At 40.1% G+C, this 24,181-nt stretch carries 23 protein-coding genes; all 23 read right to left on the reverse strand.

Annotated features, from left to right (window positions below):
- Positions 1-673 precede the first annotated feature (673 nt).
- Entirely contained in the window at positions 674-1,789 is a 1,116-nt protein-coding gene (gene wecB / locus ACTWQM_RS03690) for a non-hydrolyzing UDP-N-acetylglucosamine 2-epimerase (protein ID WP_443256805.1), read from the reverse strand.
- Between the two features lie 18 nt (positions 1,790-1,807).
- The gene (gene upp / locus ACTWQM_RS03695) at positions 1,808-2,437 is read right to left on the reverse strand and encodes a uracil phosphoribosyltransferase (protein WP_443256806.1); all 630 of its coding nucleotides are present in this window, start codon (positions 2,435-2,437) and stop codon (positions 1,808-1,810) included.
- A gap of 300 nt (positions 2,438-2,737) precedes the next feature.
- Positions 2,738-3,973, reverse strand: a complete 1,236-nt coding sequence (glyA, locus tag ACTWQM_RS03700) for a serine hydroxymethyltransferase (RefSeq protein ID WP_443256807.1) — start codon at positions 3,971-3,973, stop codon at positions 2,738-2,740.
- A 21-nt stretch (positions 3,974-3,994) separates the two neighbouring features.
- Positions 3,995-4,573, reverse strand: a complete 579-nt coding sequence (locus tag ACTWQM_RS03705) for a TIGR01440 family protein (protein WP_443256808.1) — start codon at positions 4,571-4,573, stop codon at positions 3,995-3,997.
- Between the two features lie 25 nt (positions 4,574-4,598).
- A complete protein-coding gene (gene rpiB, locus ACTWQM_RS03710; RefSeq protein ID WP_375053768.1) occupies positions 4,599-5,039 on the reverse strand; it encodes a ribose 5-phosphate isomerase B in 441 nt (146 codons plus the stop codon).
- A gap of 65 nt (positions 5,040-5,104) precedes the next feature.
- A complete protein-coding gene (locus ACTWQM_RS03715; RefSeq protein ID WP_443256809.1) occupies positions 5,105-5,719 on the reverse strand; it encodes a low molecular weight protein arginine phosphatase in 615 nt (204 codons plus the stop codon).
- A gap of 177 nt (positions 5,720-5,896) precedes the next feature.
- On the reverse strand, positions 5,897-6,451 hold the full coding sequence (locus tag ACTWQM_RS03720; RefSeq protein WP_443256810.1) for a manganese efflux pump MntP: 555 nt from the start codon (positions 6,449-6,451) through the stop codon (positions 5,897-5,899).
- A 61-nt stretch (positions 6,452-6,512) separates the two neighbouring features.
- On the reverse strand, positions 6,513-7,529 hold the full coding sequence (locus ACTWQM_RS03725; protein WP_443256811.1) for an L-threonylcarbamoyladenylate synthase: 1,017 nt from the start codon (positions 7,527-7,529) through the stop codon (positions 6,513-6,515).
- A gap of 878 nt (positions 7,530-8,407) precedes the next feature.
- Entirely contained in the window at positions 8,408-8,809 is a 402-nt protein-coding gene (locus ACTWQM_RS03730; protein WP_443256812.1) for a GNAT family N-acetyltransferase, read from the reverse strand.
- 88 nt (positions 8,810-8,897) lie between these two features.
- On the reverse strand, positions 8,898-9,509 hold the full coding sequence (gene spoIIR, locus ACTWQM_RS03735) for a stage II sporulation protein R (RefSeq protein WP_443256813.1): 612 nt from the start codon (positions 9,507-9,509) through the stop codon (positions 8,898-8,900).
- Positions 9,510-9,580: 71 nt separating this feature from the next.
- Positions 9,581-10,432 carry a peptide chain release factor N(5)-glutamine methyltransferase gene (gene prmC / locus ACTWQM_RS03740; protein ID WP_443256814.1) on the reverse strand — a complete coding sequence of 284 codons (852 nt, stop codon included), beginning with the start codon at positions 10,430-10,432 and terminating at the stop codon, positions 9,581-9,583.
- Between the two features lies 1 nt (position 10,433).
- Positions 10,434-11,504: a peptide chain release factor 1 gene (gene prfA / locus ACTWQM_RS03745; RefSeq protein ID WP_443256815.1), complete on the reverse strand. Its 1,071-nt coding sequence runs from the start codon at positions 11,502-11,504 to the stop codon at positions 10,434-10,436.
- A 280-nt stretch (positions 11,505-11,784) separates the two neighbouring features.
- The gene (locus ACTWQM_RS03750; protein WP_443256816.1) at positions 11,785-12,750 is read right to left on the reverse strand and encodes a nuclease-related domain-containing protein; all 966 of its coding nucleotides are present in this window, start codon (positions 12,748-12,750) and stop codon (positions 11,785-11,787) included.
- Positions 12,751-13,465: 715 nt separating this feature from the next.
- Complete coding sequence (locus tag ACTWQM_RS03755; RefSeq protein ID WP_443256817.1) at positions 13,466-14,086, reverse strand: thymidine kinase; 621 nt, start codon at positions 14,084-14,086, stop codon at positions 13,466-13,468.
- 335 nt (positions 14,087-14,421) lie between these two features.
- Positions 14,422-14,667 carry a type B 50S ribosomal protein L31 gene (locus ACTWQM_RS03760; RefSeq protein WP_375053777.1) on the reverse strand — a complete coding sequence of 82 codons (246 nt, stop codon included), beginning with the start codon at positions 14,665-14,667 and terminating at the stop codon, positions 14,422-14,424.
- Between the two features lie 191 nt (positions 14,668-14,858).
- The gene (rho, locus tag ACTWQM_RS03765; RefSeq protein ID WP_443256818.1) at positions 14,859-16,139 is read right to left on the reverse strand and encodes a transcription termination factor Rho; all 1,281 of its coding nucleotides are present in this window, start codon (positions 16,137-16,139) and stop codon (positions 14,859-14,861) included.
- A 311-nt stretch (positions 16,140-16,450) separates the two neighbouring features.
- Positions 16,451-17,419: a class II fructose-bisphosphatase gene (gene glpX / locus ACTWQM_RS03770; RefSeq protein WP_443256819.1), complete on the reverse strand. Its 969-nt coding sequence runs from the start codon at positions 17,417-17,419 to the stop codon at positions 16,451-16,453.
- 95 nt (positions 17,420-17,514) lie between these two features.
- Positions 17,515-18,801, reverse strand: coding sequence for a UDP-N-acetylglucosamine 1-carboxyvinyltransferase (locus tag ACTWQM_RS03775; RefSeq protein WP_443256820.1), 1,287 nt, complete (start codon positions 18,799-18,801; stop codon positions 17,515-17,517).
- A gap of 448 nt (positions 18,802-19,249) precedes the next feature.
- Complete coding sequence (gene fsa / locus ACTWQM_RS03780; protein ID WP_443256821.1) at positions 19,250-19,891, reverse strand: fructose-6-phosphate aldolase; 642 nt, start codon at positions 19,889-19,891, stop codon at positions 19,250-19,252.
- A 63-nt stretch (positions 19,892-19,954) separates the two neighbouring features.
- Complete coding sequence (gene fba / locus ACTWQM_RS03785) at positions 19,955-20,821, reverse strand: class II fructose-1,6-bisphosphate aldolase (protein ID WP_443256822.1); 867 nt, start codon at positions 20,819-20,821, stop codon at positions 19,955-19,957.
- A 183-nt stretch (positions 20,822-21,004) separates the two neighbouring features.
- On the reverse strand, positions 21,005-21,364 hold the full coding sequence (locus tag ACTWQM_RS03790; RefSeq protein WP_443256823.1) for a response regulator: 360 nt from the start codon (positions 21,362-21,364) through the stop codon (positions 21,005-21,007).
- Between the two features lie 201 nt (positions 21,365-21,565).
- Positions 21,566-23,164 carry a CTP synthase gene (locus ACTWQM_RS03795; RefSeq protein ID WP_443256824.1) on the reverse strand — a complete coding sequence of 533 codons (1,599 nt, stop codon included), beginning with the start codon at positions 23,162-23,164 and terminating at the stop codon, positions 21,566-21,568.
- 444 nt (positions 23,165-23,608) lie between these two features.
- Positions 23,609-24,175: a DNA-directed RNA polymerase subunit delta gene (gene rpoE, locus ACTWQM_RS03800; protein ID WP_443256825.1), complete on the reverse strand. Its 567-nt coding sequence runs from the start codon at positions 24,173-24,175 to the stop codon at positions 23,609-23,611.
- Between the last annotated feature and the right edge of the window lie 6 nt (positions 24,176-24,181).

The following is a 24,181-nucleotide window of genomic DNA, read 5'->3' on the forward strand; positions in this document are numbered from 1 at the left end:
TGGAAGCTATCCATTTATTATGGGGAAAAAGTGGAGGATTCATGCATGGGATGTTAGGTTTTTCTTGTGTAAGCCAGTAGGAAAAATAGGTTCTTACCTGCTTACGGAAATGAGGCTGAGACATGACTTGAATTTACCACTTAAAAGACGAGTAATAAGAGGATAGGATATTTGGAACGCACGCTCATCTTTAATGGTGGGTCTAATACGGAGCTGCTATGTACTGCGAAGTATCTTTTCAAAAGTTTGAGTGGTATTATATCGCTCCGGAAATACACTACGCTGTTGACTGAAATAGGAATCGCTATAGAATAATTGTGTAACAGCTACACTAGTCCGGGTGAGCGGAGGGCGGTGACTCCAGCGGGAACAGCACGTGTCCGAAGACCCCGCAGAGTGGTCTTCTCGAGGAGGCTGAGGTCGTGCCCTAAGGTGCGCATCCGCCCGTAGCGACCCCGGACGGAGGGACGAGAGTTTTTAGAGAATATCAGCATCATTATAAAACTAGGCATTCACCAAGTCTCTTGGTGAATGCCATAGTTACACTTTTGCAGTTAGAAAGTAAGTTATGCCTGCAACAAAAAATCCGAACTGATTCGAATTCTATTAAAGAATTTCGAATCATAGTTCGGATTATACTCTGACTAGACACTTTTTCCCAGTCTCTTATCTGTTAGCTATTAAAATATCCCGCTATCGCGTCGGCTATTTTTCGGGAAGCTTCTCCATCACCATATGGGTTGGAGGCCTTAGCCATTTTCAGATGAGCCTCTTCATCACTCAATAATTCATTAGCCAAATCAAAAATAGTATCTTCATCAGTTCCTGCGAGTTTTAAAGTTCCGGCGTCTATACCTTCAGGACGCTCAGTTGTATCACGCAGAACAAGAACAGGTACTCCAAGCGATGGCGCTTCTTCCTGGACCCCGCCTGAATCAGTCATAATTAAATGAGACCTGGCAGCAAAATTATGAAAATCAACCACACCAAGTGGCTCAATCAATTTTATACGACCGTCATCACCTAAGATATCATTTGCGGTTTGTTGAACAACTGGATTCAAATGGACCGGATAAACGACCTGAACGTCATCATGTGTTTCAACAAGTCGTTTTATAGCGCGGAACATTTGCTCCATATTATTACCGAGATTTTCCCGGCGATGTGCCGTCATAAGAACTAACCGCTTATCACCAAGTGCATCTATTATCGGGCTCGAGTAGGATTCGTCAACTGTTGTTTTCAACGCATCTATTGCTGTATTTCCAGTAACAAAAATCCGGTCATACGGTTTATTTTCCTCCAATAGGTTTTGCATTGATCTATCAGTTGGTGCAAAATGTAAATCTGCCATAACGCCAGTCAGCTGACGATTCATTTCCTCTGGGTAAGGTGAATATTTATCCCAGGTGCGTAAGCCTGCCTCAACATGTCCAACTGCAATTTGATTGTAGTAACCAGCAAGGGAAGCAGCGAACGTTGTAGTCGTGTCACCATGGACAAGTACAATATCTGGCTTGGTATCTTTCATAACCTCGTCCAGACCCTCTAGTGCTCGTGTTGTGATTTGTGCCAATGACTGCTTCTGTTTCATAATATTTAAATCGAAATCAGGTGTTATCCCGAAAATATCCAGCACCTGGTCGAGCATTTCCCGATGCTGTGCAGTAACGGCTACAATTGGCTCAAATTCATCTGGGCGTTTTTTCAATTCAAGAACAAGCGGTGCCATTTTGATTGCTTCCGGCCTCGTTCCAAATATTGTCATGACTTTAATGCGTCTACTCATTATATTTCCACCTTAAACTTATTTTGTACCAAACAGCCTGTCTCCGGCATCACCAAGGCCCGGTCGTATATAGCCTTTATCATCTAATTTTTCATCAAGGGCTCCAAGGTAAATATCAACATCCGGATGCTCTTCTTTAATTACTTCTACGCCTTCAGGTGCAGCAATCAGACACATTAGGCGGATTTGTTTAGCTCCACGCTTTTTCAGGGAATGAATTGCATCATTTGCCGATCCGCCGGTAGCAAGCATTGGATCAATTACGATTAATTCACGCTCTTCAATATCTGATGGCAGTTTAATGTAATACTCTACCGGTTTCAGGGTTTCCGGATCGCGGTATAAACCAACATGTCCGACTTTTGCTGCCGGAATCAGCTTCAATACGCCATCAACCATTCCAAGGCCGGCACGAAGGATTGGAATAAGCCCAATTTTTTTACCAGCTAATACTTTTGTTTGTGTTTCCATCACTGGTGTATTGATTGTTTTTTCCTGCAGTGGCAAATTTCTTGTGATTTCAAATGCCATTAACATTGCAACCTCGTCAACAAGCTCACGAAATTCCTTTGTTCCTGTAGTCTTCTCTCTTATGTACGTTAACTTATGTTGAATTAACGGATGATCCAGTACGTGCACATTTCCCATTTTGCTGATCACTCCTTATTAATAGTTGCATCTTTAAAATTGTACTGAAAAACGGACAAGCTTTCAAGTGAACCGTTAAAATAACTTTTTTAACCAGTTACTTTTAAAATATTGTTAGAAAAATTGGTATCCGTTAAAGGGATTCTTATTGAAAGCGTATTTTGCTTTCTTAGAACCCCTTATACTCTGGAGTGCAAGCCTTTGGGCGAATTGCCTTAGTTGCACTTATGCAGTAAGAAAGTAGTACTACTTTCTTATCTGCCAAAAAGGATGCTCCTCATAAAGGAACATCCTGAATTATTATGCGTATAGCGGAAACTTGCCAGTCAACGCCATAACGCGATCTGCAGCTTCACTTAATTTAACTTCATCTTCGTGATTTCTTAGCGTAAATGAAATAATTGATGCAATTTCTTTCATTTCTGCTTCAGCAAAACCACGTGTTGTGACAGCAGCAGTACCAATTCGGACACCACTGGTTACGAATGGACTTTCCGTATCAAATGGAATTGTGTTTTTATTCGTTGTAATACCAATTTCATCCAGTACTTTCTCAGCTACCTTACCTGTAAGCTCCAGCGGTGTAACATCGAGTAATAACAAATGATTGTCTGTCCCACCTGAAACAACGCGAACTCCTTCTTTCGTCAATGCTTCACCCAATGTTTTTGCATTTTCAATGATTTGCTTAGAGTATTTTTTAAAATCATCTGATAATGCTTCTTTAAATGAGGTTGCTTTTGCAGCAATCACATGCATTAACGGACCACCCTGCATACCAGGGAAAACGGATTTATCGATTTTTTTAGCGTATTCTTCTTTACAAAGAATCATCCCGCCACGTGGGCCACGTAATGTTTTATGTGTTGTAGTTGTGACGAAATCCGCATGTGGCACCGGATTAGAGTGAAGGCCTGAAGCTACAAGACCAGCGATGTGTGCCATATCAACCATGAGATATGCACCTACAGCATCGGCAATTTCGCGGAATTTGCCAAAGTCAATTTCACGTGAATAGGCACTGGCACCTGCAACAATCAGCTTAGGCTGTACTTCTTTTGCCTGTTCTAAAACTGCTTCATAATCAAGCTGCTCTGTTTCTTTATCGACACCATAGTCAACAAAATTATAAAGCTTACCACTGAAATTGACTGGGCTACCATGTGTTAGGTGACCACCATGGTTCAAGTTCATCCCCAGAACCGTATCACCTGGTTCCAGCGCGGTAAAATAAACTGCCATATTCGCTTGCGCACCTGAATGCGGCTGAACGTTGGCATGTTCTGCATCAAACAATTTCTTCGCGCGATCACGTGCCAGATTTTCCACGACATCAACATGCTCACAGCCACCGTAATAGCGTTTGCCCGGGTATCCTTCTGCATATTTGTTTGTCAGTACCGACCCCATTGCCTCCATAACTGCTTCAGATACGAAATTCTCAGATGCGATTAGTTCAATTTTTTCATGCTGGCGCGTTTTTTCTGCTTGAATTGCCTCGTATATTTCATTGTCTGCTTGTTTAACATGTTCCATTTTACTTCCCCCTTGTGTCAATTAAGTGCAACGATTATTTAAATCGATATCTTCATATACTGCTCGCTTCCCGCCAATTAATTTTGGCCGTGTTCGCGCAGTGGTCACCCGTGCATCTCCAACCATCCGTTGTTCAAACCGGATTGGTACTGCTACTTGCCTTAAGTGCATGCCAATCATTGTTTCACCTATATCCATCCCACTGTTTGCCTGGACGGTCTCAACAACAACTGGTTCATTTAAATTCTTATAAGCAAACGTTGCCATCGATCCACCTGCTGTTCGCACCGGGATAACGGCAACCTCATCAAGTCGTTGCTGTTGCATTGTTTCTTTCTCCATAACCAAAGATCGGTTCAGATGTTCACAGCATTGAAAAATGAGCTGAACGCCGGTTTGCTCCTTAAGCCTTGTTAACGTTTTAAAAATAACTGCAGCAATTTCTTCATTTCCTGACGTGCCTATTTGTGAACCAGCTACTTCACTTGTTGAACAACCAACTACAAATAGATCGCCCTGTTTAAGATGGCCACTGTCAATCCATTCGGTAACAACAGCTTCAACACCACGCTCTACTGTCTGTATTAAATCTGCCATCATAATTCACCTTCCTGTTTAAGGAGATTTATTTATCTTCGTATGATGTGATTTTTCCAATACGATTTGCGTGACGCCCGCCGTCAAATTCAGTTTCCAGCCATGTTTTGGCGATTTCGCGGCCAAGACCTGGGCCAATTACCCGCTCACCCATTGCAAGAACATTGGAATCATTGTGCTGGCGGGTTAATTTGGCACTATAAACATCATGTGTCAGTGCACATCTTATACCTTTTACTTTATTTGCTGAAATTGACATGCCAATCCCTGTTCCGCAAATAAAGATACCGCGGTCAAATTCACCACTGGCAACACGTTCAGCGGCAGGTAATGAATAGTCTGGATAATCAACTGATGTTTCGCATGAACAACCTGTGTCTTCGTATTCAATGTTCATTTCGTCCAACAGGTTTTTCACTTCATTGCGAATTGTCATACCCGCATGGTCTGCTGTTAAAATAACTTTCATCGCCCATCTCTCCTTCTCCTGTTGGAATTGTCCTACTTTTATTATGCATCAAATCGTTTCATTTTTTAAGTGTTAGGATTGTTAATTTTCTTATGCAGTAAATCAATATGCTTTTCCAGTTCCTCTAGGGTCGCTTGATATGTTTTAAAATCGCCTCCGAATGGATCGGAAATATCATAATTTATCAAGTTAGCCTCTAATTTCCGAATGTGCTCAATGTCATCCTGTAAATGTTTTGTAAGCTCTTCTTCCAAGCGATGATTCTTAAGCTCATGCTGATTTTTGTGGATAAACTGGGATCGTTTCTCTTCATAGTCAGCATAGGCCTTTTTAAGCTCATTCCATACTTTTTTATCCGCTTCTGATACGTACTCTTTCAGCGTGAAATATTTGTCCTGAAAATTAGGATGCTGCAAAATTAGGGACTGCTTATGTTGCGTCGTCATTGTGATCACTAAGTCTGACGAATGCAAGAGCTTATCTGTTACAGGTTGTGATTTAGTGTCCAAAGTTATTCCACGTTCAAGCAGGGCTTGGATTGCATAGTTATTCGGACGTTGATTTTCCCCTGCAAAAATCCCCGCCGACTGCACCTGAATGTCAGGCATTTTATGTTTAATTAATGCTTCTGCCATTGGGCTCCGGCACGTATTACCTGTACACACGAACAATATTTTCATATGGATACCTCCGATTATCTAAATCCACATTAAAACTATATCATAGAATTAAGGAGATTGTCAGACAATTTTATAGCTTGTTTTCTAGAAAACCAAATTACAAACTTCGAAGCCGCCGAGTTTTGCCCCCATTTAAAAAAGGTCTCCTGCAGAAGCAGAAAACCCGGCGCATCAACCTTATCCGAATAGAATATTAAGACCGAAACTGAAAAGGATACTGCCGCCTAAAATCTCACTGTATACACCTAGCAATCCATGTACTTTTTTTCCTAAAATCATTCCTGCCCAGGTCAGTACCGTACTGACAACACCAAACAGCATAAGTGCTATCATTGTTTTTACTTCAGACATGCCTAGGCTTAACCCAACCGAAAAACTATCAAGACTGACACTAATGGCAAAAAATAATAAACCAATTCCGACTGGTTGTACAATTTTTTTCGTACCGTGATTAAATGCCGAGAATACCATTTGTGCCCCGATTCCTACTAGTAACAGACCTCCAGCAAGTGTTGTGAACTGCCCAATTTGTGTGGAGATTGCTTGTCCCAGCATGATACCGATAAATGGCATGATGATATGAAATAATCCAATTATGAGCCCAATGAGTGCGATACGCTTTAGCCGAACCTGTTGCATTCCCATCCCTAAACTAACTGAAAATGCATCCATTCCTAACGCAAGTGCCATAAATAAAAGTGATACTATTTCCCCAATCTGATAAGCCGACATCCTTCATCCTCCTCGGATATGCTATTAAACTATATGCATGTCCAAGTGGAAATATGTGATGTTATTCTTTCAGATAGTCTGTGGATGCTTTTTTCAGGCGATTCATAACTGCCTCACCGATACTTGTTTCTGGAAATGTTTCGCAAAGAATTAAATCTATCTCCCCATCCTTAAATTCACGTAACGCATCATAAAGATTGGCGGCAATTTCCGCTATGTCGACGCCAAGCGAAATAATTCGATCAGCTTCCAGTTTGTGCGAGGTGAGAGTACTTGCCATCACGCCTACACGATTCTGTTGAACTCGCTGATCATTTATTACTTCCTGCATTTTTTCAGATGAACCTTCAACTAGCCACATCGGCACTTCTGGCGCATAATGCCGATATTTCATTCCAGGTGCTTTTGGCTTTTCGGATACATTTGCCAGCGCTGGATCAAGCATAACCTTACCCACTACCTGTTCAAGCTGTTCTTTCGTTATACCACCTGGCCTTAGGATGATTGGTATTTCCTGTGTACAGTCGATAACCGTCGATTCAACGCCAACTCCAGTTGGCCCACCATCAACTAGTCCAGCAATTTTTCCGTTTAAGTCTGTCCAAACATGATCTGCTGTTGTTGGACTTGGCTTTCCGGAAACATTTGCACTCGGAGCTGCAATTGGTATGCCGCATTCTTTTAGTAATTTGTTCGCAACTGGATGATCTGGTAATCGAACACCGATTGTGGATAACCCTGCAGTTACATTTTCTGCGCATGTTCCATTACTTGGCAGAACAAATGTTATCGGACCAGGTGTGAATGCATCAATCAGCTTTTCTGCAATTGGTGATAATGAGCTTACCAGACTGGTTAATTGCTTTTTTGTAGCAACATGGGCGATTAACGGATTATCTTCAGGCCTTCCCTTTGCCTCAAAAATTCCTGATACTGCAGTTTCATTGGTTGCATCTGCCCCTAAACCATAGACCGTTTCAGTTGGAAATGCTACTGTTTGACCGTCTTTTAGTAGGGCTGCCGCTTCTGAGATTGTCATTTTATTTGTTTGTACATTCCATCGTTTTGTTTGTACCATCGTTGAACCTCTTTTCTAACGTTAATTTTAGTCGATGGCAGTTTTTTTGGCAAAAGAATAGCTTTTTTAAATCAATTTCATAATTCAAAAATAATGCTGTAAATCCAAATTATTTGTAAATGTGCAAGGCCTGTTGATTTCCACTACAGGCGGACGCTTTCCGCGGGCATGGCTTGGGCCTCCTTGCCCCGGCAAGGGGTTTGCCGACGTTGTCCGCAAAGGACGGTTTTAGTCAGGCCTTCATTTAGTCGCACTGCGGGGTCTCAAGGCTCATGCTCATTCCGCTTCACTTCAATCGCAAAAAAACGTTTGCTATTCCCGCAGGAGTCGCTGCCTTCCGTTCCAATCAACAATATTAGCACTTTGAATTCACGAGCTGTAAAACATAGTTCGCAAAATCTTTCGGATAAATGATGAATATAAGTATTTATGAAATTGACTGCCTTATGTAAATATTGTTGAATGAGTATTTTTCCACAGCTGAAATTAAAAAAGAACTTCACATTTTAGGCTAAAGTGAGCAAAATCCAGCGGAGGAAATAGACAGAGACTCCAGCGGGAACAGCAAAGCTGAATATCCCGCAGGAAGCGATTTTTGCTTCCGAGGAAGCTGAAGCGTTGCCCTAAGGTGTGCGTAGTGTATTTCAGGAGCGGTGTATTTCACTCAAATATTTTTCCACATTACTTAACAATGTATAGATTCTTATTAACAAGAATCTATTAGAAAACGAGCAAAAAAATAGCCTGTTGGAGGTTTTTCCACAGACTATCCACAAATTATGCCTTATTAACGGGGGATTGTTAATAAGTTATATTTAAAATCCACAGTTTTTAAACACCTTATACACAGGAATCTGTGCATAAGTGTGGATATGTGATTAAGATACGTTATAAGTCCACCAACTACCTTTGTCGATTGGGCTTTTATCCACTAAATCATTTTCTTTTTGTGGATAAAACTGCAATGCTTCCAGTAAAACATCGACCATTGGCTGGTGGCTGTGTACAAATACTTTCTTCGCTTGTTTTTCTTTTGCCATTGCTAGAATTGCTTCCAGTAAAACAGGTAATGATTTTGCATAGTCCTTCGTAATATAAAGCTGTTTTAGCCAATATATACCTTCCTCGATGGAATCCAATATAAAGCACCCTTGAATATTATCCTCAATTTCCACGACATAGCCTTTTTTCTTCAATAAATCCTGTTCCACATTGTCATTGCTTTTCAGAAAGTTTTCCAGTTTCTCCTGAGATGTTTGGTTCGCTGCGATTAGCTTCATTTTTTTCACCTCTATGATTTTTGATAGTTTTAACTTAAGCTTACTTATAAGCCACGCTTTCTAATATTCTATGCAAAAACTATGAAGTCTATGACCAACCAAACCATTCAAAGAGAAAAAATTTTACTTCAGCTTTTTCATTTTCTTTAGTTTCCTCTGTGGCATCTAGCTCTTTGTCAGTACTTGCACTGGCTACACTTGTCCCATTAGAAAAGTCCAAAAAACATAATGGAGGAAACAGAACGCACCACCAATTAGCACCTTCACCTTGACCAAGCGTTATCAAAACGGCTTCATACTCACCAGGCGGATATAGAAAATTTCCATATAATTTTGCTGGAAATGTGACGTTTGTTCCGTATTCTACCTTATACGATTGCTCTTTGTTTTCCCGTTTCAGAACTTCTGCTACTATTGTTTTAATTTTTGGAATGCGTGTTTCAATTAATTTTCTCGCCTTATTGATGTCCGTTATCTCTTTCACCCATTCGGAAATAACAGCATTGACCTCATCGCGGACCATTCGTTTCAATTGCTGATCTTCCTCATTGTCACTATTTGCTAAAATGCGTAGCCGAATTGCCTCATCCGGTATAACTTTAATATTAGAATCGGAATGTGACTCATCACTTACTCCCTTGACTGGCATCGATAATATTATAATAAAAAATATAATTGCCGAAATTACTAGTTTCTTCATCGTTATGATCCCCCTCCATCTGATTTACAAACAGTATGGGCAAGGGATTATTATTTTAAACTAGCAATCTATTATTTTTTGATATGGGCTTGAATTATCCGGTCTTTTTTGTTGATGTCTTTCATGACTTGCACGTTACTTGCTGGGAATTCCTCGGTTAAAAGATCCCGAACAGCTTCACCCTGGCTTTCTCCAATTTCGAAAAAAACAGCTGCAGAATCATTCATGACACAAGGAATATCTGCGATGATTTGACGATATGCGGCTAACCCATTCTCATCAGCGAAAAGCGCAAGATCCGGGTCAAATTTCCCCACAGTGTCAGTGAGATCAGCTTTATCCTGATGTGCAATATACGGCGGGTTCGAAACAATAATGTCTGCCTTTTTCCCAATGAACGGTTTCAGGAAGTCACCTTGCAGGAATGTGACGTCTGCACCCAATTGTTTAGCATTTTGATGTGCAACAGTTAGCGCTCCCTCTGAAATATCGGTCGCAAAAACAGTCGCCTTTGGGAGTTCGAGTGCCAGCGTTACAGCAATTATCCCACTGCCTGTTCCAATATCGACAATTGTAATTGGCTCGTTTGCTGCAGTTTGAATAACCTGCTGGACAAGCTCTTCCGTTTCAGGTCTTGGGATAAGCGTATGCTCGTTCACACTAAATTTCCTGCCGTAAAATTCCTCATGACCAATCATATGCTGGATGGGAACGCCGGTTTCTGCATGTTTTTCAATAGCATCCTGAAATTGCGCTGCGACTTTTACCGGAACAGGATCACGCATCATCATGAAGAATTCGGATCTTGATACATGAAGAAAATACTGCAGCAACAGCTCGGCAACTCTTGGTTCACGGTTATGTTTTTTTAAAAAAAGAGAAGCCCGTTGAAGGACTTCATGTTGTTTGGATTCTTTTTCCATTTTATTCACCAATTTGTTCTAGTTTTTTAGTTTGTTCTTCTACTAACATTGCATCAACAAAGTCATCTAACTTACCCTCTAATACCTGGTCAAGCTTCTGAATTGTTAAACCAATGCGGTGATCGGTAACACGAGTTTGCGGGAAATTATACGTACGAATACGTTCCGAACGGTCTCCTGTACCAACTGCTGATTTTCTGTGCTCATCATATTCAGCCTGTGCCTCACGCTGGAATTTATCATAAATACGGGCACGCAATACTTTCATTGCTTTTTCCTTGTTCTTAATCTGTGATTTCTCATCCTGACATGATACTACAACACCTGTTGGATCATGAGTGAGTCGAACAGCAGACATTGTTGTGTTAACACTTTGACCACCAGGGCCACTTGATGCGAATGTATCTACACGAATATCTTTTTCATGAATATCAACTTCGACATCTTCTGTTTCAGGCAGCACAGCTACTGTCGCCGTTGATGTATGAATTCGGCCACCAGATTCTGTTTCCGGAACCCGCTGAACGCGGTGTGCGCCATTTTCATATTTCAACTTGGAATAAGCACCAGTACCATTGATCATAAAAATAATTTCTTTGTACCCGCCAACTCCTGTAGAGCTAGCCTCAATGACATCGATCTTCCATCCTTGCATCTCGGCATACTTGGAATACATACGGTAAAGATCACCAGCAAATAGAGCCGCTTCATCACCGCCGGCAGCACCACGAACTTCCATAATAACGTTTTTATCATCGTTCGGATCTTTTGGCAGAAGGAGAATTTTCAGCTTCTCTTCCAGCGATTCTGTATCTTTTTTTAATTCCTCAATTTCCATTTTAACCATATCATCCATCTCGTCATCAAGGTCATCTTCAAGCATAGCTTTCGCATCATCCAACTGTGACATCTTATCTTTATATTCACGGTAAACCTGAATGATTTCCTCAAGACCTGCTTGTTCCTTCGAATACTCCCGTAATTTGTTCGTATCACTTATAATATCCGGATCACTAAGTAGTTCATTAAGCTTATTATAACGATTTTCCAATGATTGTATACGATCTAACACCACGGTCACCTCTTTCTGATTAACAGTATAATTATAGTATACTCCCGTGAGGAGGTCAAAGTTTACTTTGGACTGGTGATTGATTATCTGCGCTTTGCAGAGCGTCTTCTTAATTTGGTGCTCGGTTGCACGAGTGCGCTGTTGCACGATTCAGTCTTCGTACGAATTATTCAGTCTTATTTGGGGAAATGTGGCGTTTATTCAGTTTTCGCTGCAGCTTATTCAGTATTCGTTGCACCTGATTCAGCACTCGATAGCGCTAATTCAGTTTTCGAATATCTCATTTTAACACTAATCGATAAATCCTTGATTTTGTGTTACCAGTATAACTGTTGCCGCTGTTCAGCAACAAATTTTTCATCACCTCAGGAGAGTCTACCATTAGAAAATCCCTCGCCTCCCTGTTCGTTATGTTTTCACCAAACAATAAATAATAATCATTCAATGCTGGTATATGTGCATTTGTTGAAAAGTGATTACAATGCCTGCAATGCCACTTACGATTCAGTCTTTCCATTGGTACCGATGAGCACTTTGGGCAGAATACTCCTTTAATCAGTTCACTTCTTTTGACGCTAAAGTTGTTAAGAACATTGTTATCATAAGGTGTATGATCAGCTAGTAGTTTAGAAGATAGTTGTTGAAGCATGTCCATATCAAAAATCGGACCCCTGAATTGGCGGTTTAATTCTTTTATTTTATGAAAAAGTAAATTGCTATGAATAACCTCTTTCGGAACAGGATTATTAGGAGACAATGGTTTAATTATCGTACTTGGGGAACTAAAAACAACGAAGTATAATAGCGGAATTTGTGGGAAGTTCTGCTGATCTAGCCATAACCGTAATCTGTGGCGCTGTAGTTGGACTTGAGGAATTGGATTAGGCAGACCTTCCTCTTTACCGTCGTCTCCTACGCGAATCACTTGGTTCTCTCCATCAAAATATAACGTGCCATACCAATTTTTAACCTCAACAATTAAAAAATAGTTTCTGCTTGGAATAAGAGTGTCTATTTCAAAGTGACTTTGTAAGCTGGGAACACGGAGGTTATGCAGAATTAAGTAATCTTCAGGTGTAAGAAACGAAAGAGGATAGCTGATTTCACGTTCTCCCTTTATACCACTCTTGGTTTTTACAATTTCATCCTGAATCTTCCTATTTTCTCGGTGGTAATCTTCCGTCCTTCTGCCCAGTGCCTCTAACTTCAAACTATAGATGTTCATTTCATGTGGTTTAATAATCATTTTTCCACAACCTTTCAAGTAATATAAACTTAATATACACTGTTATATACAACTTGTGGTCCTTTTTATGAAAATAGTATTTTACCGTAAATGCTTACGTTAGAAATTAAAAATACACTTAAAAAGCAGGGGTAACTTTTATATTTTGATATCAAAATTCAGTTAGTTTTATGATTTTCCGTTACTAATTTTGTCCATCTAGGGTACAATATTGGGAATTTTATTGTTGAATTCAGTTTTTTTTGCGAGTAATTCAGTTTTCAAGCCATAATAAGCCGAATGCATAATATTTTGTTATCTTGAGGCTCCCTGCTTAGGTGATTCAGTTTTCACCTGGATTATTCAGTCTGATTTGGCTCAGATTGCCGTTTATTCAGATTTCAACCGTGCCGATTCAGTTTTCGTTGCACCTGATTCAGTACTCACTAGCGATTATTCAGTTTTCAGGCCAAAAACGGGCGAATCCAGAAGATGGTAATTTTCTGCCTCAGCAGAAAATCTTCCTATCTTGGGGCATCCCTGCTCGGGTGATTCAGTTTTCACCTGGATTATTCAGTCTAATTCGAGTCAGATTGCCGTTTATTCAGTTTTCAACCGTGCCGATTCAGTTTTCGTTGCACCTTATTCAGTACTCACTAGCGATTATTCAGTTTTCAGGCCAAATCAGGCTGACACATCTCCAACCAAATACAAAAAAGAGCGCTAATGCACTCTTTTACTTAGATAACTTTGATAGGGTTTTTACCACTTCATTTTTGGGTTTGTTTGGGACTTCATGATGATGGCGGCATCTTGGTTCATAGGATTCAGATGCACCTACCATTATTACCGGGTCATCATATGATGCCGGTCTCCCATCAATTAAGCGTTGGGTTCGGCTTGCAGGCGATCCGCAAACTGGGCAGATTGCATTAAGCTTGGACACCGATTCGCTTAGCGCCATTAATTTTGGCATTGGTCCAAACGGTTCCCCGCGAAAATCTGTGTCCAGACCTGCTATGACTACACGAATTCCTTTATTTGCTAATTCATCAGCAACAGCTGTAATATTTTCATCAAAAAATTGGACTTCATCAATACCGATTACATCTACCTCATTATCGATATCTTCCAGGATCTCATCCGAGTTTTTGACAGGGCGAGCAATAGCCGATGTGCCGTTATGGGTTACAACTGAATCATCGGCAAAACGATCATCAATTGCTGGCTTAAATACGCGTACAGATAAGTTGCCGTATGTTGCACGGCGAACGCGGCGTATTAGTTCTTCTGATTTACCGGAAAACATACTTCCACAGATTACTTCTACCCAGCCACTTTGTTTCATAATGTACATATGCGGGATCTCCCTTCAACGTATATGTATTTATATTATAGTTTAACATTTATTTCGACAAATCATTTATTTCGACAAATAATGATAGGACTTTTACCTTGGCAATTAAAAAAATTGTATAAGCGATATGCCAAGTTTTCTAATATTAGGTTATCCTATCCCACATACTAAATCATTGTTTAAAAATGGAAGTAAAAAAACAGGCAAAGGTTAGACATTTTGCCTGTTTCTACTTTTGACTGAACTTAGTCAGTCCTTTATCAATCCAGCTTTAAGACTGGGGTACAAAAGCACGCTTTGTGCAAAATATATGGTTCCCCAGTTCATTAAGCCTTTTAGTTCATATTATATTTTTTCTTGAATCGGTCTACACGTCCGCCAACTTTGTCAGCTTTTTGTTTACCTGTGTAGAACGGGTGTGAATCTGAACTGATTTCAACACGGATCAATGGATACGTATTACCATCTTCCCACTCAATTGTTTCTTCTGAGTCTTGTGTTGAGCCACTCATAAATTTAAAATCTGAGCTTGTATCAAGAAACACAACTTTTCTGTATTCTGGATGAATATCTTTTTTCATCTCTTTCCACTCCTTTTTGCCCTGAATCCTTTGGAACAGAGTTTATTACAAGAGCCGTCATAGGTATAATACCTTATCTAAACTCACATAAAAAGATTATAACAGTCTATAGGATTGATTGCAATAGCAAAAAACTTCCTTCAGATAAGACAACTTGGCCAATTCCAGGCTATGCTTACTTAACTGCCAGGTTACTTCTTAATCCCTTTACGGCTCATTTCTTCGTCCATTTGCTGGAAAAATTCCATATTATCCTTCGATGCTCTTAGTCGTTTCAGGAAGCGATCGAGGAAGTTATGTGAATCCTGCATCGTCTTTCGGATAGCCCAGATTTTATCGAGGTGTTCTTTAGAGACAAGCAGTTCTTCTTTTCGTGTGCCTGATTTTAGTATATCGATTGCCGGGAATATCCGACGCTCTGCCAGGCTGCGGTCAAGATGCAGTTCCATGTTACCTGTTCCTTTGAATTCTTCATAAATAACATCGTCCATCCGTGAACCTGTATCAACCAGAGCAGTTGCCAGAATCGTGAAGCTTCCACCCTCTTCAATATTACGTGCAGCTCCAAAGAATCGTTTAGGACGATGGAATGCAGCCGGGTCAATACCACCTGAAAGTGTTCTGCCACTTGGTGGAATAACAAGATTGTATGCACGTGCTAATCGCGTAATACTGTCCATTAATACAATTACATCACGTTTATGTTCAACTAATCGCATCGCTCGTTCCAATACTAGTTCAGATACCTTAATATGGCTTTCAGGACCTTCATCAAATGTTGAACTAACAACATCGACATCACCATGTACCGATCGTTCGATATCGGTAACTTCCTCTGGGCGCTCGTCCACAAGCAGAATAATTAGTTTTGCATCTGGGTGATTAGCTGAGATACTATTCGCTATTTCTTTTAATAGTACAGTTTTGCCAGCCTTTGGCGGCGCAACAATTAAACCACGCTGTCCAAAGCCAACTGGAGTCATCAGATCTATAATCCGGGTAGAAAGACTTTTCGTGTTCTTTTCCAATTGCATAAACCGATCAGGGTACAGCGCTGTTAAAGCAGGAAAATGCACACGTTCCTTTGACGTTTCAGGATCTTCGCCATTCACCGCATCAACATGCAAAAGTCCATAATAGCGTTCATTTTCTTTTGGAGGACGTACCTTTCCAGATACTTTATCCCCGTTTCTTAAATCAAAACGGCGAATCTGTGATGCAGATATATATATGTCTTCTGCACTTGCAGAATAATTGATTGGCCGTAAGAAGCCAAACCCCTCCGACGTAATAATCTCCAGTACACCATCCATAAATAAGTAGCCATCTTTCTCAGCTTGCGCCTTAAGAATAGCAAAAATAAGTTCTTTTTTTGTTAGTTTCGAATAATAAGAAACTTTGTGCTCACGTGCTAGAGCATATACATCTTTCAATGTTAACGTCTCTAGGTGAGAGATTGATAATTCAGCCATTTAATCACCACGCCTATTCATTTTTACATTTTAAAATTTAAACAAAAGTATGAAGTTCTTGTATTTTTAGATTAAGTTACTCGGGTTTATTAGTTATATGGTCTGTTCTAACAGAAATGAAGAGTTGTCGGAAGCTAGAATAGAAGTTTGTTTTTATAAATTATATTAACCATTCTTTACTAGTATTAAACATCTACCATAATACCTGTTCGTATTATAACATTCAACTCTATTTTTTATATTATTGCCAGTTGGATGATTAATAGAGAAGGAAGCCGCAACTAAAATGGCTTCCCCTCTATAATAATTTATTATGGTTCCATGACGAGGTTTGGTTTTTTCTTCAGGCTATGATCTCCGTCGATAAAACGAACTGTTCCACTTTTGGCGCGCATAACTACTGTTTGTGTTGTTGCTTTGGCACCTTTAAACTGGACACCTTGCAGCAATTCACCGTCAGTAACTCCTGTTGCAGCAAAGATTGCATCATCACCACCACAGAAATCGTCCATGTAAAATACTTTATCTGTATCGGCTATACCCATTTCTTTACAACGATTTCTTTCTTCATCGTTTGAAGGGACAAGCTTCCCTTGGATTTCACCGCCTAGGCACTTCAGGGCAACGGCAGCAAGTACACCTTCAGGAGCTCCGCCTGTTCCAAATAAAATATCTACACCTGTATCATCAAAAGCTGTGTTCATTGCACCCGCTACATCGCCATCTGGAAGTAGCTTGATTCGTGCGCCTGCAGCGCGTATTTCTTCAATCAGCTCCACATGACGCGGGCGATCCAAAACGACTGCCACAAGGTCTTCAAGGTTTTTATTTTTTGCCTTGGCAACAGCTTTTAAGTTGTCAAGTGTTGATGCATTAATATCTACTTTGCCTACTGATTCCGGGCCGACAGCTAATTTTTGCATGTACATGTCTGGCGCATGCAAAAGTTTTTTATGATCAGCAATCGCAATAACTGCTAGTGCATTCCATGTACCCTGGGCAACAATGTTTGTTCCTTCCAGCGGGTCAACAGCAATATCCACACTAGGACCAGCCCCAGTACCAAGTTTTTCACCAATATAAAGCATTGGCGCTTCATCCATTTCTCCTTCGCCGATTACAACTGTTCCCTGCATCGGGATTGTATCAAAAACGTCACGCATAGCTGACGTTGCAGCATCATCTGCCTCTTCCTTCTTGCCTCTTCCCATCCAACGAGCTGATGATAGGGCAGCAGCCTCCGTTACGCGTACGATTTCCATTGTTAAACTTCTTTCCATAATATCTCTCTCCCTTTAAATGTAATATCCTCATCCCAAGAAGATATTAAATATGGAGGTAACAACGCGGAAGTCGAGCATTTATTTTTTTCTCTCTACGAATTTTGAAATTGCTCTATTTCCTGTTGTGTCATTTCTTCCCGCCATACATTTGCACCGAGGTCGATTAGTTTCTCTGTAATTTTCTCGTATCCTCGATCAATATGTTCCAGGCCGGTAATTTCGGTAATTCCATTTGCCATTAGACCAGCGATAATCAGTGATGCACCCGCACGTAAATCAGATGCTTTTACGCGTGCACCCTCTAACTGCACAGGTCCTGAGACAATTACAGAACCACCCTCAACTTTTATTATAGCATTCATTCGCCGTAATTCATCAATATGTTTTAATCTTGCTGAATAAATTGTGTCTGTGACAACACCTGTATTAACTGCTTTGGTTAATAACGTTGTAAAAGGCTGCTGTAAATCGGTAGGAAAGCCAGGGTAAACGAGTGTTTTAACATCTACGCTCTTGAGTGGCTTTTTCGGTGCAATGTATAGTTGCTCGTCTTTTTCTTCCACCACCACGCCCATTTCACGTAGCTTGGCTAATACGGACTCTAGATGCTGTGAAATCACATTGTCGATAATTACTTCTTTACCTTGGGCCGCAGCTGCGATTGCATATGTTCCAGCCTCAATTCGGTCTGGAATAATCGTATGGCGGCATCCGTGTAAATGCTCAACACCTTCAATTCTGATAACATCGGTTCCGACACCTTTGATTTTCGCACCCATATTTGTCAGCAACGTCGCTACATCAATAATCTCTGGTTCTTTGGCTGCATTTTCAATGACTGTTTTACCTTTTGCCTTAACAGCAGCAAGCATAATATTAATGGTTGCACCGACACTTACGACGTCCAGATATATTCGTGCACCTCTAAGTTGATTGGCTCTAATGTAGATTGCACCTTGTTCATTGGTAACCTCGGCTCCAAGTGCCTCGAAGCCTTTGATGTGCTGATCAATTGGACGAGGACCTAAGTGACAGCCTCCTGGCAGACCGATAACTGCCTGGTTAAACTTCCCTAACATCGCTCCCATGAAATAGTAGGACGCTCGGAGTTTCTTCACTTTCCCATTCGGCAGTGGCATTGATACCATATTTTCCGGATCAATATGCACTGTCTGCCCATCCCAGCTAACTTCACCACCAATTTCTTCAAGCAAGTCACCAAGGGTGTATACATCTGATATTTCTGGTAATCCTTCAATCATTACATGGGAATCAGCTAAAAGTGCAGCAGGTAATAATGCGACAGCACTATTTTTAGCTCCGTTGATTCGAACCTTTCCGTTTAACAAATTTCCGCCTTCCACTAGCATTTTCTGCATTTGGGGCACCTCACTTTTTGACGTACAGAACGTACTAATTCCGGAGTGGCCACAATTATAGCCCCTATTGCCGGTTGAGGTTAATCAAAAAGTTAATTTTGAAAAACATACTTCCTGTTGGTTTACTTTTAGAGGTTGTTCAAAAAGTCCGGTAAAAATGACGCATCGAATTTCGTCGTTAGCTTACTTTTCCTTTCCTTGGAAAAGAAAAGCCCTTTTCCTGCGTGCGATGTAGATTCGGGGTAGCTTTCCTTGTGCTCATGTATTAAAAGCATACATTCCGCTACTCAAAGCTACACTGCCTCAAACTTTCGACGCACACGACGTGCTAGTGTCGGTGTTGCAACAGGACGTTGCGAACTTAGCCGACTCGGTCATTTTCATCCTCCTTTTTGAACACACACTTTTATTTCCTTTTATGTTGCACAATTTTTCCAATTCTATGCGCTTATTTTTGGTTATTCCAGTCAGACAGGAATTTTTCAATACCTTGATCTGTTAATGGATGCTTAACAAGCTGACCTAAAACTTTATATGGAATTGTTGCTATGTGTGCTCCATTTAGTGAAGCATCAATAACATGTAATGGATTCCTAATTGATGCTGCAATGATTTCTGTGCTAATATCATGCAGATCAAATATTTCGGAAATCGTAGAAACTAACGTCATTCCGTCATGGCCAATGTCATCTAAACGACCTAAAAATGGCGATACATACGATGCACCTGCTCGTGCAGCAAGTAATGCTTGGTTAGCATTAAAAATTAATGTAACGTTCGTTTTAATATTCAAATCACTGAATGCTTTTACAGCTTTAAGTCCTTCCAGTGTCATCGGAACTTTAACGGTTATATTTGGTGCGATTGCCGCAAGTTCTTTACCTTCTTTAATCATGCCTACAGCGTCTTCAGCAATAACCTCTGCACTTACTGAACCTGACACTTCATCGGTAATTTCTTTTAACCGATCATGAAATGAAATACCTTCTTTTGCTACTAGACTTGGGTTCGTGGTCACGCCTGCTAAAATACCAAGTTCATTTGCGGAACGGACCTCTTCAATATTTGCTGTGTCGATAAAAAATTTCATCGTTTATGTCCCTCGCTTTCATACAATTGTCTTTCTACTTACATTATGCTTATATTGCTCGTACTATTTTGCTTGTTTGGAAGAACCAAATTCACGCATTTTTCCAATGACCGTTTCCTTAATTGCGTCACGGCTTGGCCCCAAATATTTACGTGGATCGTAAAGATCAGGTTTTTCGTTTAATACTTCACGAACCTTTTTCGCTTGAGCAATCTGGCTCTCTGTATTGACATTAATTTTTGCTGAACCTAATGAAATCGCTCGTTTAATATCTTTTGTTGGAATCCCCGTACCACCATGTAATACAAGTGGAATATTCGTCAGGTTCATAACTTCCTCCATACGGTCGAATCCTAGGTTTGGTTCACCTTTATAAGGACCATGTACGGAACCTAAAGCCGGTGCAAAGCAATCGACATTTGTTTCGTTGACAAGTCGTTCACACTCAGCAGGGATTGCATATGCAGCCTCTGCATCTTCAACAATTATGTCATCTTCCTGTCCGCCTACACGGCCAAGTTCTGCCTCAACAGAAACGCCATGAATATGTGCCAGTTCAACCACTTTCCTTGTTAATGCAATATTATCATCTAATGGTTGTGAAGACGCATCAATCATTACAGAAGTGAAGCCTGCCTGAATTGCCTTTGCGCATGCTTCAAAGCTTGAACCATGATCAAGATGGATAGCGACAGGAACAGTTGTACCGTACTCTTCCATGAGTGCTTTCACCATTGAAACCACGACTTTAAATCCGTCCATATATTTTCCGGCGCCTTCAGAAACACCAAGAATAACTGGTGACTTTTCTTCTTCAGCAGCCTGCAGAATTGCTTGGGCATATTCCATATTATTTAGATTGAATTGTCCAACTGCATAGCCATTTTCCTTGCCCTTTTCGAGCATATCTTTCATTGATACTAATGGCATACCATATCCTCCTTAGATGACTATGTCTGTCTCTATTAAAATAAACTACAATATAAGAATACCAACAACATCATCAAGTCGCAAGAACAAAAGCGAAAGTGCCTATTCAGCTGTATCCCACATAACAAATAGCAGCTAATGGTAGAAAGTCAGCTGCACTATTGCTATCTATTTTTCGTTACGTCATCCAATTAAACTTTTTGTAAAGTCACTGACATCCTGAACATTAAATGGCTTTTCAAGGACTTTTTTTACCAACTTGAATTTTTGAGATTCCTCCACTATTTCTTCCGATAAGCCACTCATTAAAATAATAGGGATTTCAACCTTATCATGCTCCAACTGCTGTATTACCTGCACACCGTCTACAACAGGTAACTTATAATCCAGCATCAGCAAGTCGAAGGAACTATTATCTAAGATATTCAACGCTTCCTTTCCCGTCTTTGCCAACGTTACATGATACCCCTCATTTGTGAATATTTCCTGTAAGAGTAAGCGAATACCTGGTTGGTCATCCACCACTAATATTTCTTTTTTCATAAAAATAACCTTCTCCCACCTCGAACATTATTTCTTCTCTCTAATTCACATATTTCTACATAGATAGCGGAAATTCCTTCTTTTTAAAGAACATATTTTCATCAAATAGTGATGGAAACTCACATATAATAAAAAAGTCCCACATAAAAAACGAATGTACGTTCTCTATATAGGTCTTTTTATATTATATTTATCGTTAGCTTATTTATTGACTACTGCACCAATGAAGCCATGAAATAATGCTTGTGACCTCGTTGGACGTGATTTGAATTCCGGGTGAAATTGACACGCGACAAACCATGGATGGTCGGTAATCTCAATTGTTTCGACCAATCTGTCATCAGGGCTTGTTCCAGAAAAAATGAATCCATTTTCCCTCATTTGCTCCCGGTATTCATTATTAAATTCATAACGGTGGCGATGACGTTCATAAACGATATCCTCCCCATCATATGCTGCCTTGGTTTTTGTGTTATCTGTTAATTTACAAGGATAAATGCCTAGTCTTAATGTGCCACCAAAATCTGATATATTTTTCTGTTCAGGTAATAAATCAATAATCGGATATGGTGTTTTTGGATTAATTTCTGCTGAATGCGCACCTTTCAACCCAAGTACATTACGGGCAAATTCGACCGTTGCAAGCTGCATCCCAAGACAGATTCCGAAAAATGGTATTTTATTTTCACGAGCATAGCGAATTGCTTCAATTTTTCCTTCTATTCCACGGTCACCAAAACCACCAGGTACTAAAATACCATCGACATGCTTCAGCTCATTTTTAATTGTTTCTTCATCAAGCTTTTCAGCGTTAATCCAGTTAATTTCAATGTCCGTATCATAGTAAAATCCTGCATGCTTTAACGACTCGACAACTGAGAGGTATGCATCAGGTAGCTCAACGTACTTCCCAACAAGTCCAATAGTAACCGTTCCGGAAAGATTTCTTACCTTATTGACTAATTGCTTCCACTCATCCATATCTGCTGGCTGACATTCCAGTCCGAAATGATCACATGTCAGCTGATCCAGTTGCTGCTCCTGTAATGAAATAGGAACCTGGTATAATGTATCTGCATCAGGCATTTCAATCACTGCATTTTCGTTTATATCACAGAATAATGCTATTTTCTCTTTCATATCCTTGCTGATTGGCAGTTCTGTTCGCAAAACAATCGTATCTGGCTGTATGCCTAAAGAGCGTAATTCCTTCACACTGTGCTGGGTCGGCTTTGTTTTCATTTCACCTGCAGCTTTAATGTACGGTACTAACGTACAATGAATATACATGACATGTTCTTTCCCGATGTCACTCTTAATTTGACGAATTGCCTCCAAAAATGGCAAGGATTCAATATCCCCAACTGTTCCACCAATTTCCGTAATAACAACATCTGCTTTTGTAGCTTGTCCTGCACGAAAAACCTGTTCCTTAATTTCATTTGTTATATGCGGAATAACCTGTACCGTTCCACCCAGATAGTCACCGCGACGTTCTTTTTTTATAACGCTGGAATATACTTTTCCGGTTGTTATGTTACTGTACTTATTTAAATTGATATCAATAAACCGTTCATAATGCCCTAAGTCAAGATCAGTTTCTGCGCCATCTTCTGTCACGAAAACCTCACCATGCTGATATGGACTCATCGTTCCCGGGTCAACATTAATGTACGGGTCAAACTTTTGGATGGTTACTTTTAAGCCTCGGTTCTTTAACAACCGACCTAATGATGCTGCTGTTATTCCTTTTCCAAGTGAAGAAACAACACCACCTGTTACAAATATATACTTCGTCACTATTCATCCCTCGTCTTTCTCTTCTAATTATTAAATTTATATTTTGCCTGTCTGATTAGAAACCTTTCTAACGCTATGTTCTGCATAAATAACAGGGGTTAAACATTAGAATTGCTTGTCTTAGGCGAAATGCCTTTATCTGCCATAAAATAAAAAAAGCGCCTCCCCTATTGTTCAAGGGAAACGCTTTATGACTTCGAATTTAAAGAGCCCAATAAAAATTGTACTCATACGGGCTGAAAAAGTCAAGCGAGCCTTTTATTATTTTTTATCGTTTTCTAAGAGATTGTGCTTTTTCCAAACAATGAACCTTAGGCGTAGTTGTTATAAACTGCTACCTAGTATTGAAAAATAATTGCCCGCTCCGGAAATACACTACGCTAAAGTCCTTTTCCCCTAGGAGTCTAAAAGTAAAAAACAACAAAACTTACGAAACGAGCCTTATTATTTTTTATCGTCTTTGTCTTCTTCCTCTTCGTCTAATTCGTCATCATCTTCATCAAACTCGTCATCATCAAATTCGTCGTCTGATTCATCGTCCAAACTTTCATCGAAGAGATCATCTTTATCTTCGCCATCGTCCCCAGTTTCTTTAAAGTCTCCTGTAAGCACTTCTATATCATCAGCAGGGATTTCTTTTTCTTCTTCTTCCTCTTTCGGTTCTTCTTTCTTAGCTGCTTTTTTCTTCTTAGGTTTCGGTTTAGCTTTTGCTTTCTTCTTCTTCTTAGGAGCTGCAGCTACTTCCTCATCTGTTTCCTCTACTAAATACCAACGCTTCAGACCCCAGCTACTCGTGTGAAGAGCCATAAACCGGCCATCAACTGTCAAATTAGTATGGAATTGTGCTATGTTGTCCGTTTTTTGCTTTTCTGTGTATCCTTTTAGATCTGCAACCTTATCGTAGACCTCATAGAAATCCTGGGCCTTTTTCTTGTCGGTTAAAATTAAATGTGCTACTTCGATCATTGGTTTGCTTTCAAGTTCTTCGCGGCTATATTTTTTCAGGCTCACGATACC

The organism is Virgibacillus sp. L01, assembly GCF_052246775.1.
In the GTDB taxonomy this organism is placed as follows: Bacteria; Bacillota; Bacilli; order Bacillales; family Amphibacillaceae; genus Lentibacillus.

Bases quoted from the DNA above. Each gene is read 5' to 3' on its own strand.
- upp (WP_443256806.1), bottom strand. From the start codon at position 2,437: ATGGGAAATGTGCACGTACTGGATCATCCGTTAATTCAACATAAGTTA.
- ACTWQM_RS03730 (WP_443256812.1), bottom strand. From the start codon at position 8,809: ATGAAGCTAATCGCAGCGAACCAAACATCTCAGGAGAAACTGGAAAAC.
- ACTWQM_RS03715 (WP_443256809.1), bottom strand. From the start codon at position 5,719: ATGAAAATATTGTTCGTGTGTACAGGTAATACGTGCCGGAGCCCAATG.
- ACTWQM_RS03790 (WP_443256823.1), bottom strand. From the start codon at position 21,364: ATGAAAAAAGAAATATTAGTGGTGGATGACCAACCAGGTATTCGCTTA.
- glpX (WP_443256819.1), bottom strand. From the start codon at position 17,419: ATGGAAAGAAGTTTAACAATGGAAATCGTACGCGTAACGGAGGCTGCT.
- ACTWQM_RS03720 (WP_443256810.1), bottom strand. From the start codon at position 6,451: ATGTCGGCTTATCAGATTGGGGAAATAGTATCACTTTTATTTATGGCA.
- spoIIR (WP_443256813.1), bottom strand. From the start codon at position 9,509: ATGAAGAAACTAGTAATTTCGGCAATTATATTTTTTATTATAATATTA.
- ACTWQM_RS03750 (WP_443256816.1), bottom strand. From the start codon at position 12,750: ATGATTATTAAACCACATGAAATGAACATCTATAGTTTGAAGTTAGAG.
- rpiB (WP_375053768.1), bottom strand. From the start codon at position 5,039: ATGAAAGTTATTTTAACAGCAGACCATGCGGGTATGACAATTCGCAAT.
- wecB (WP_443256805.1), bottom strand. From the start codon at position 1,789: ATGAGTAGACGCATTAAAGTCATGACAATATTTGGAACGAGGCCGGAA.
- rho (WP_443256818.1), bottom strand. From the start codon at position 16,139: ATGGCTGAATTATCAATCTCTCACCTAGAGACGTTAACATTGAAAGAT.
- ACTWQM_RS03705 (WP_443256808.1), bottom strand. From the start codon at position 4,573: ATGATGGCAGATTTAATACAGACAGTAGAGCGTGGTGTTGAAGCTGTT.
- ACTWQM_RS03775 (WP_443256820.1), bottom strand. From the start codon at position 18,801: ATGCAGAAAATGCTAGTGGAAGGCGGAAATTTGTTAAACGGAAAGGTT.
- fsa (WP_443256821.1), bottom strand. From the start codon at position 19,891: ATGAAATTTTTTATCGACACAGCAAATATTGAAGAGGTCCGTTCCGCA.
- prmC (WP_443256814.1), bottom strand. From the start codon at position 10,432: ATGGAAAAAGAATCCAAACAACATGAAGTCCTTCAACGGGCTTCTCTT.
- fba (WP_443256822.1), bottom strand. From the start codon at position 20,821: ATGCCATTAGTATCAATGAAAGATATGCTCGAAAAGGGCAAGGAAAAT.
- glyA (WP_443256807.1), bottom strand. From the start codon at position 3,973: ATGGAACATGTTAAACAAGCAGACAATGAAATATACGAGGCAATTCAA.
- ACTWQM_RS03755 (WP_443256817.1), bottom strand. From the start codon at position 14,086: ATGTACATTATGAAACAAAGTGGCTGGGTAGAAGTAATCTGTGGAAGT.
- ACTWQM_RS03760 (WP_375053777.1), bottom strand. From the start codon at position 14,667: ATGAAAAAAGATATTCATCCAGAATACAGAAAAGTTGTGTTTCTTGAT.
- ACTWQM_RS03725 (WP_443256811.1), bottom strand. From the start codon at position 7,529: ATGGTACAAACAAAACGATGGAATGTACAAACAAATAAAATGACAATC.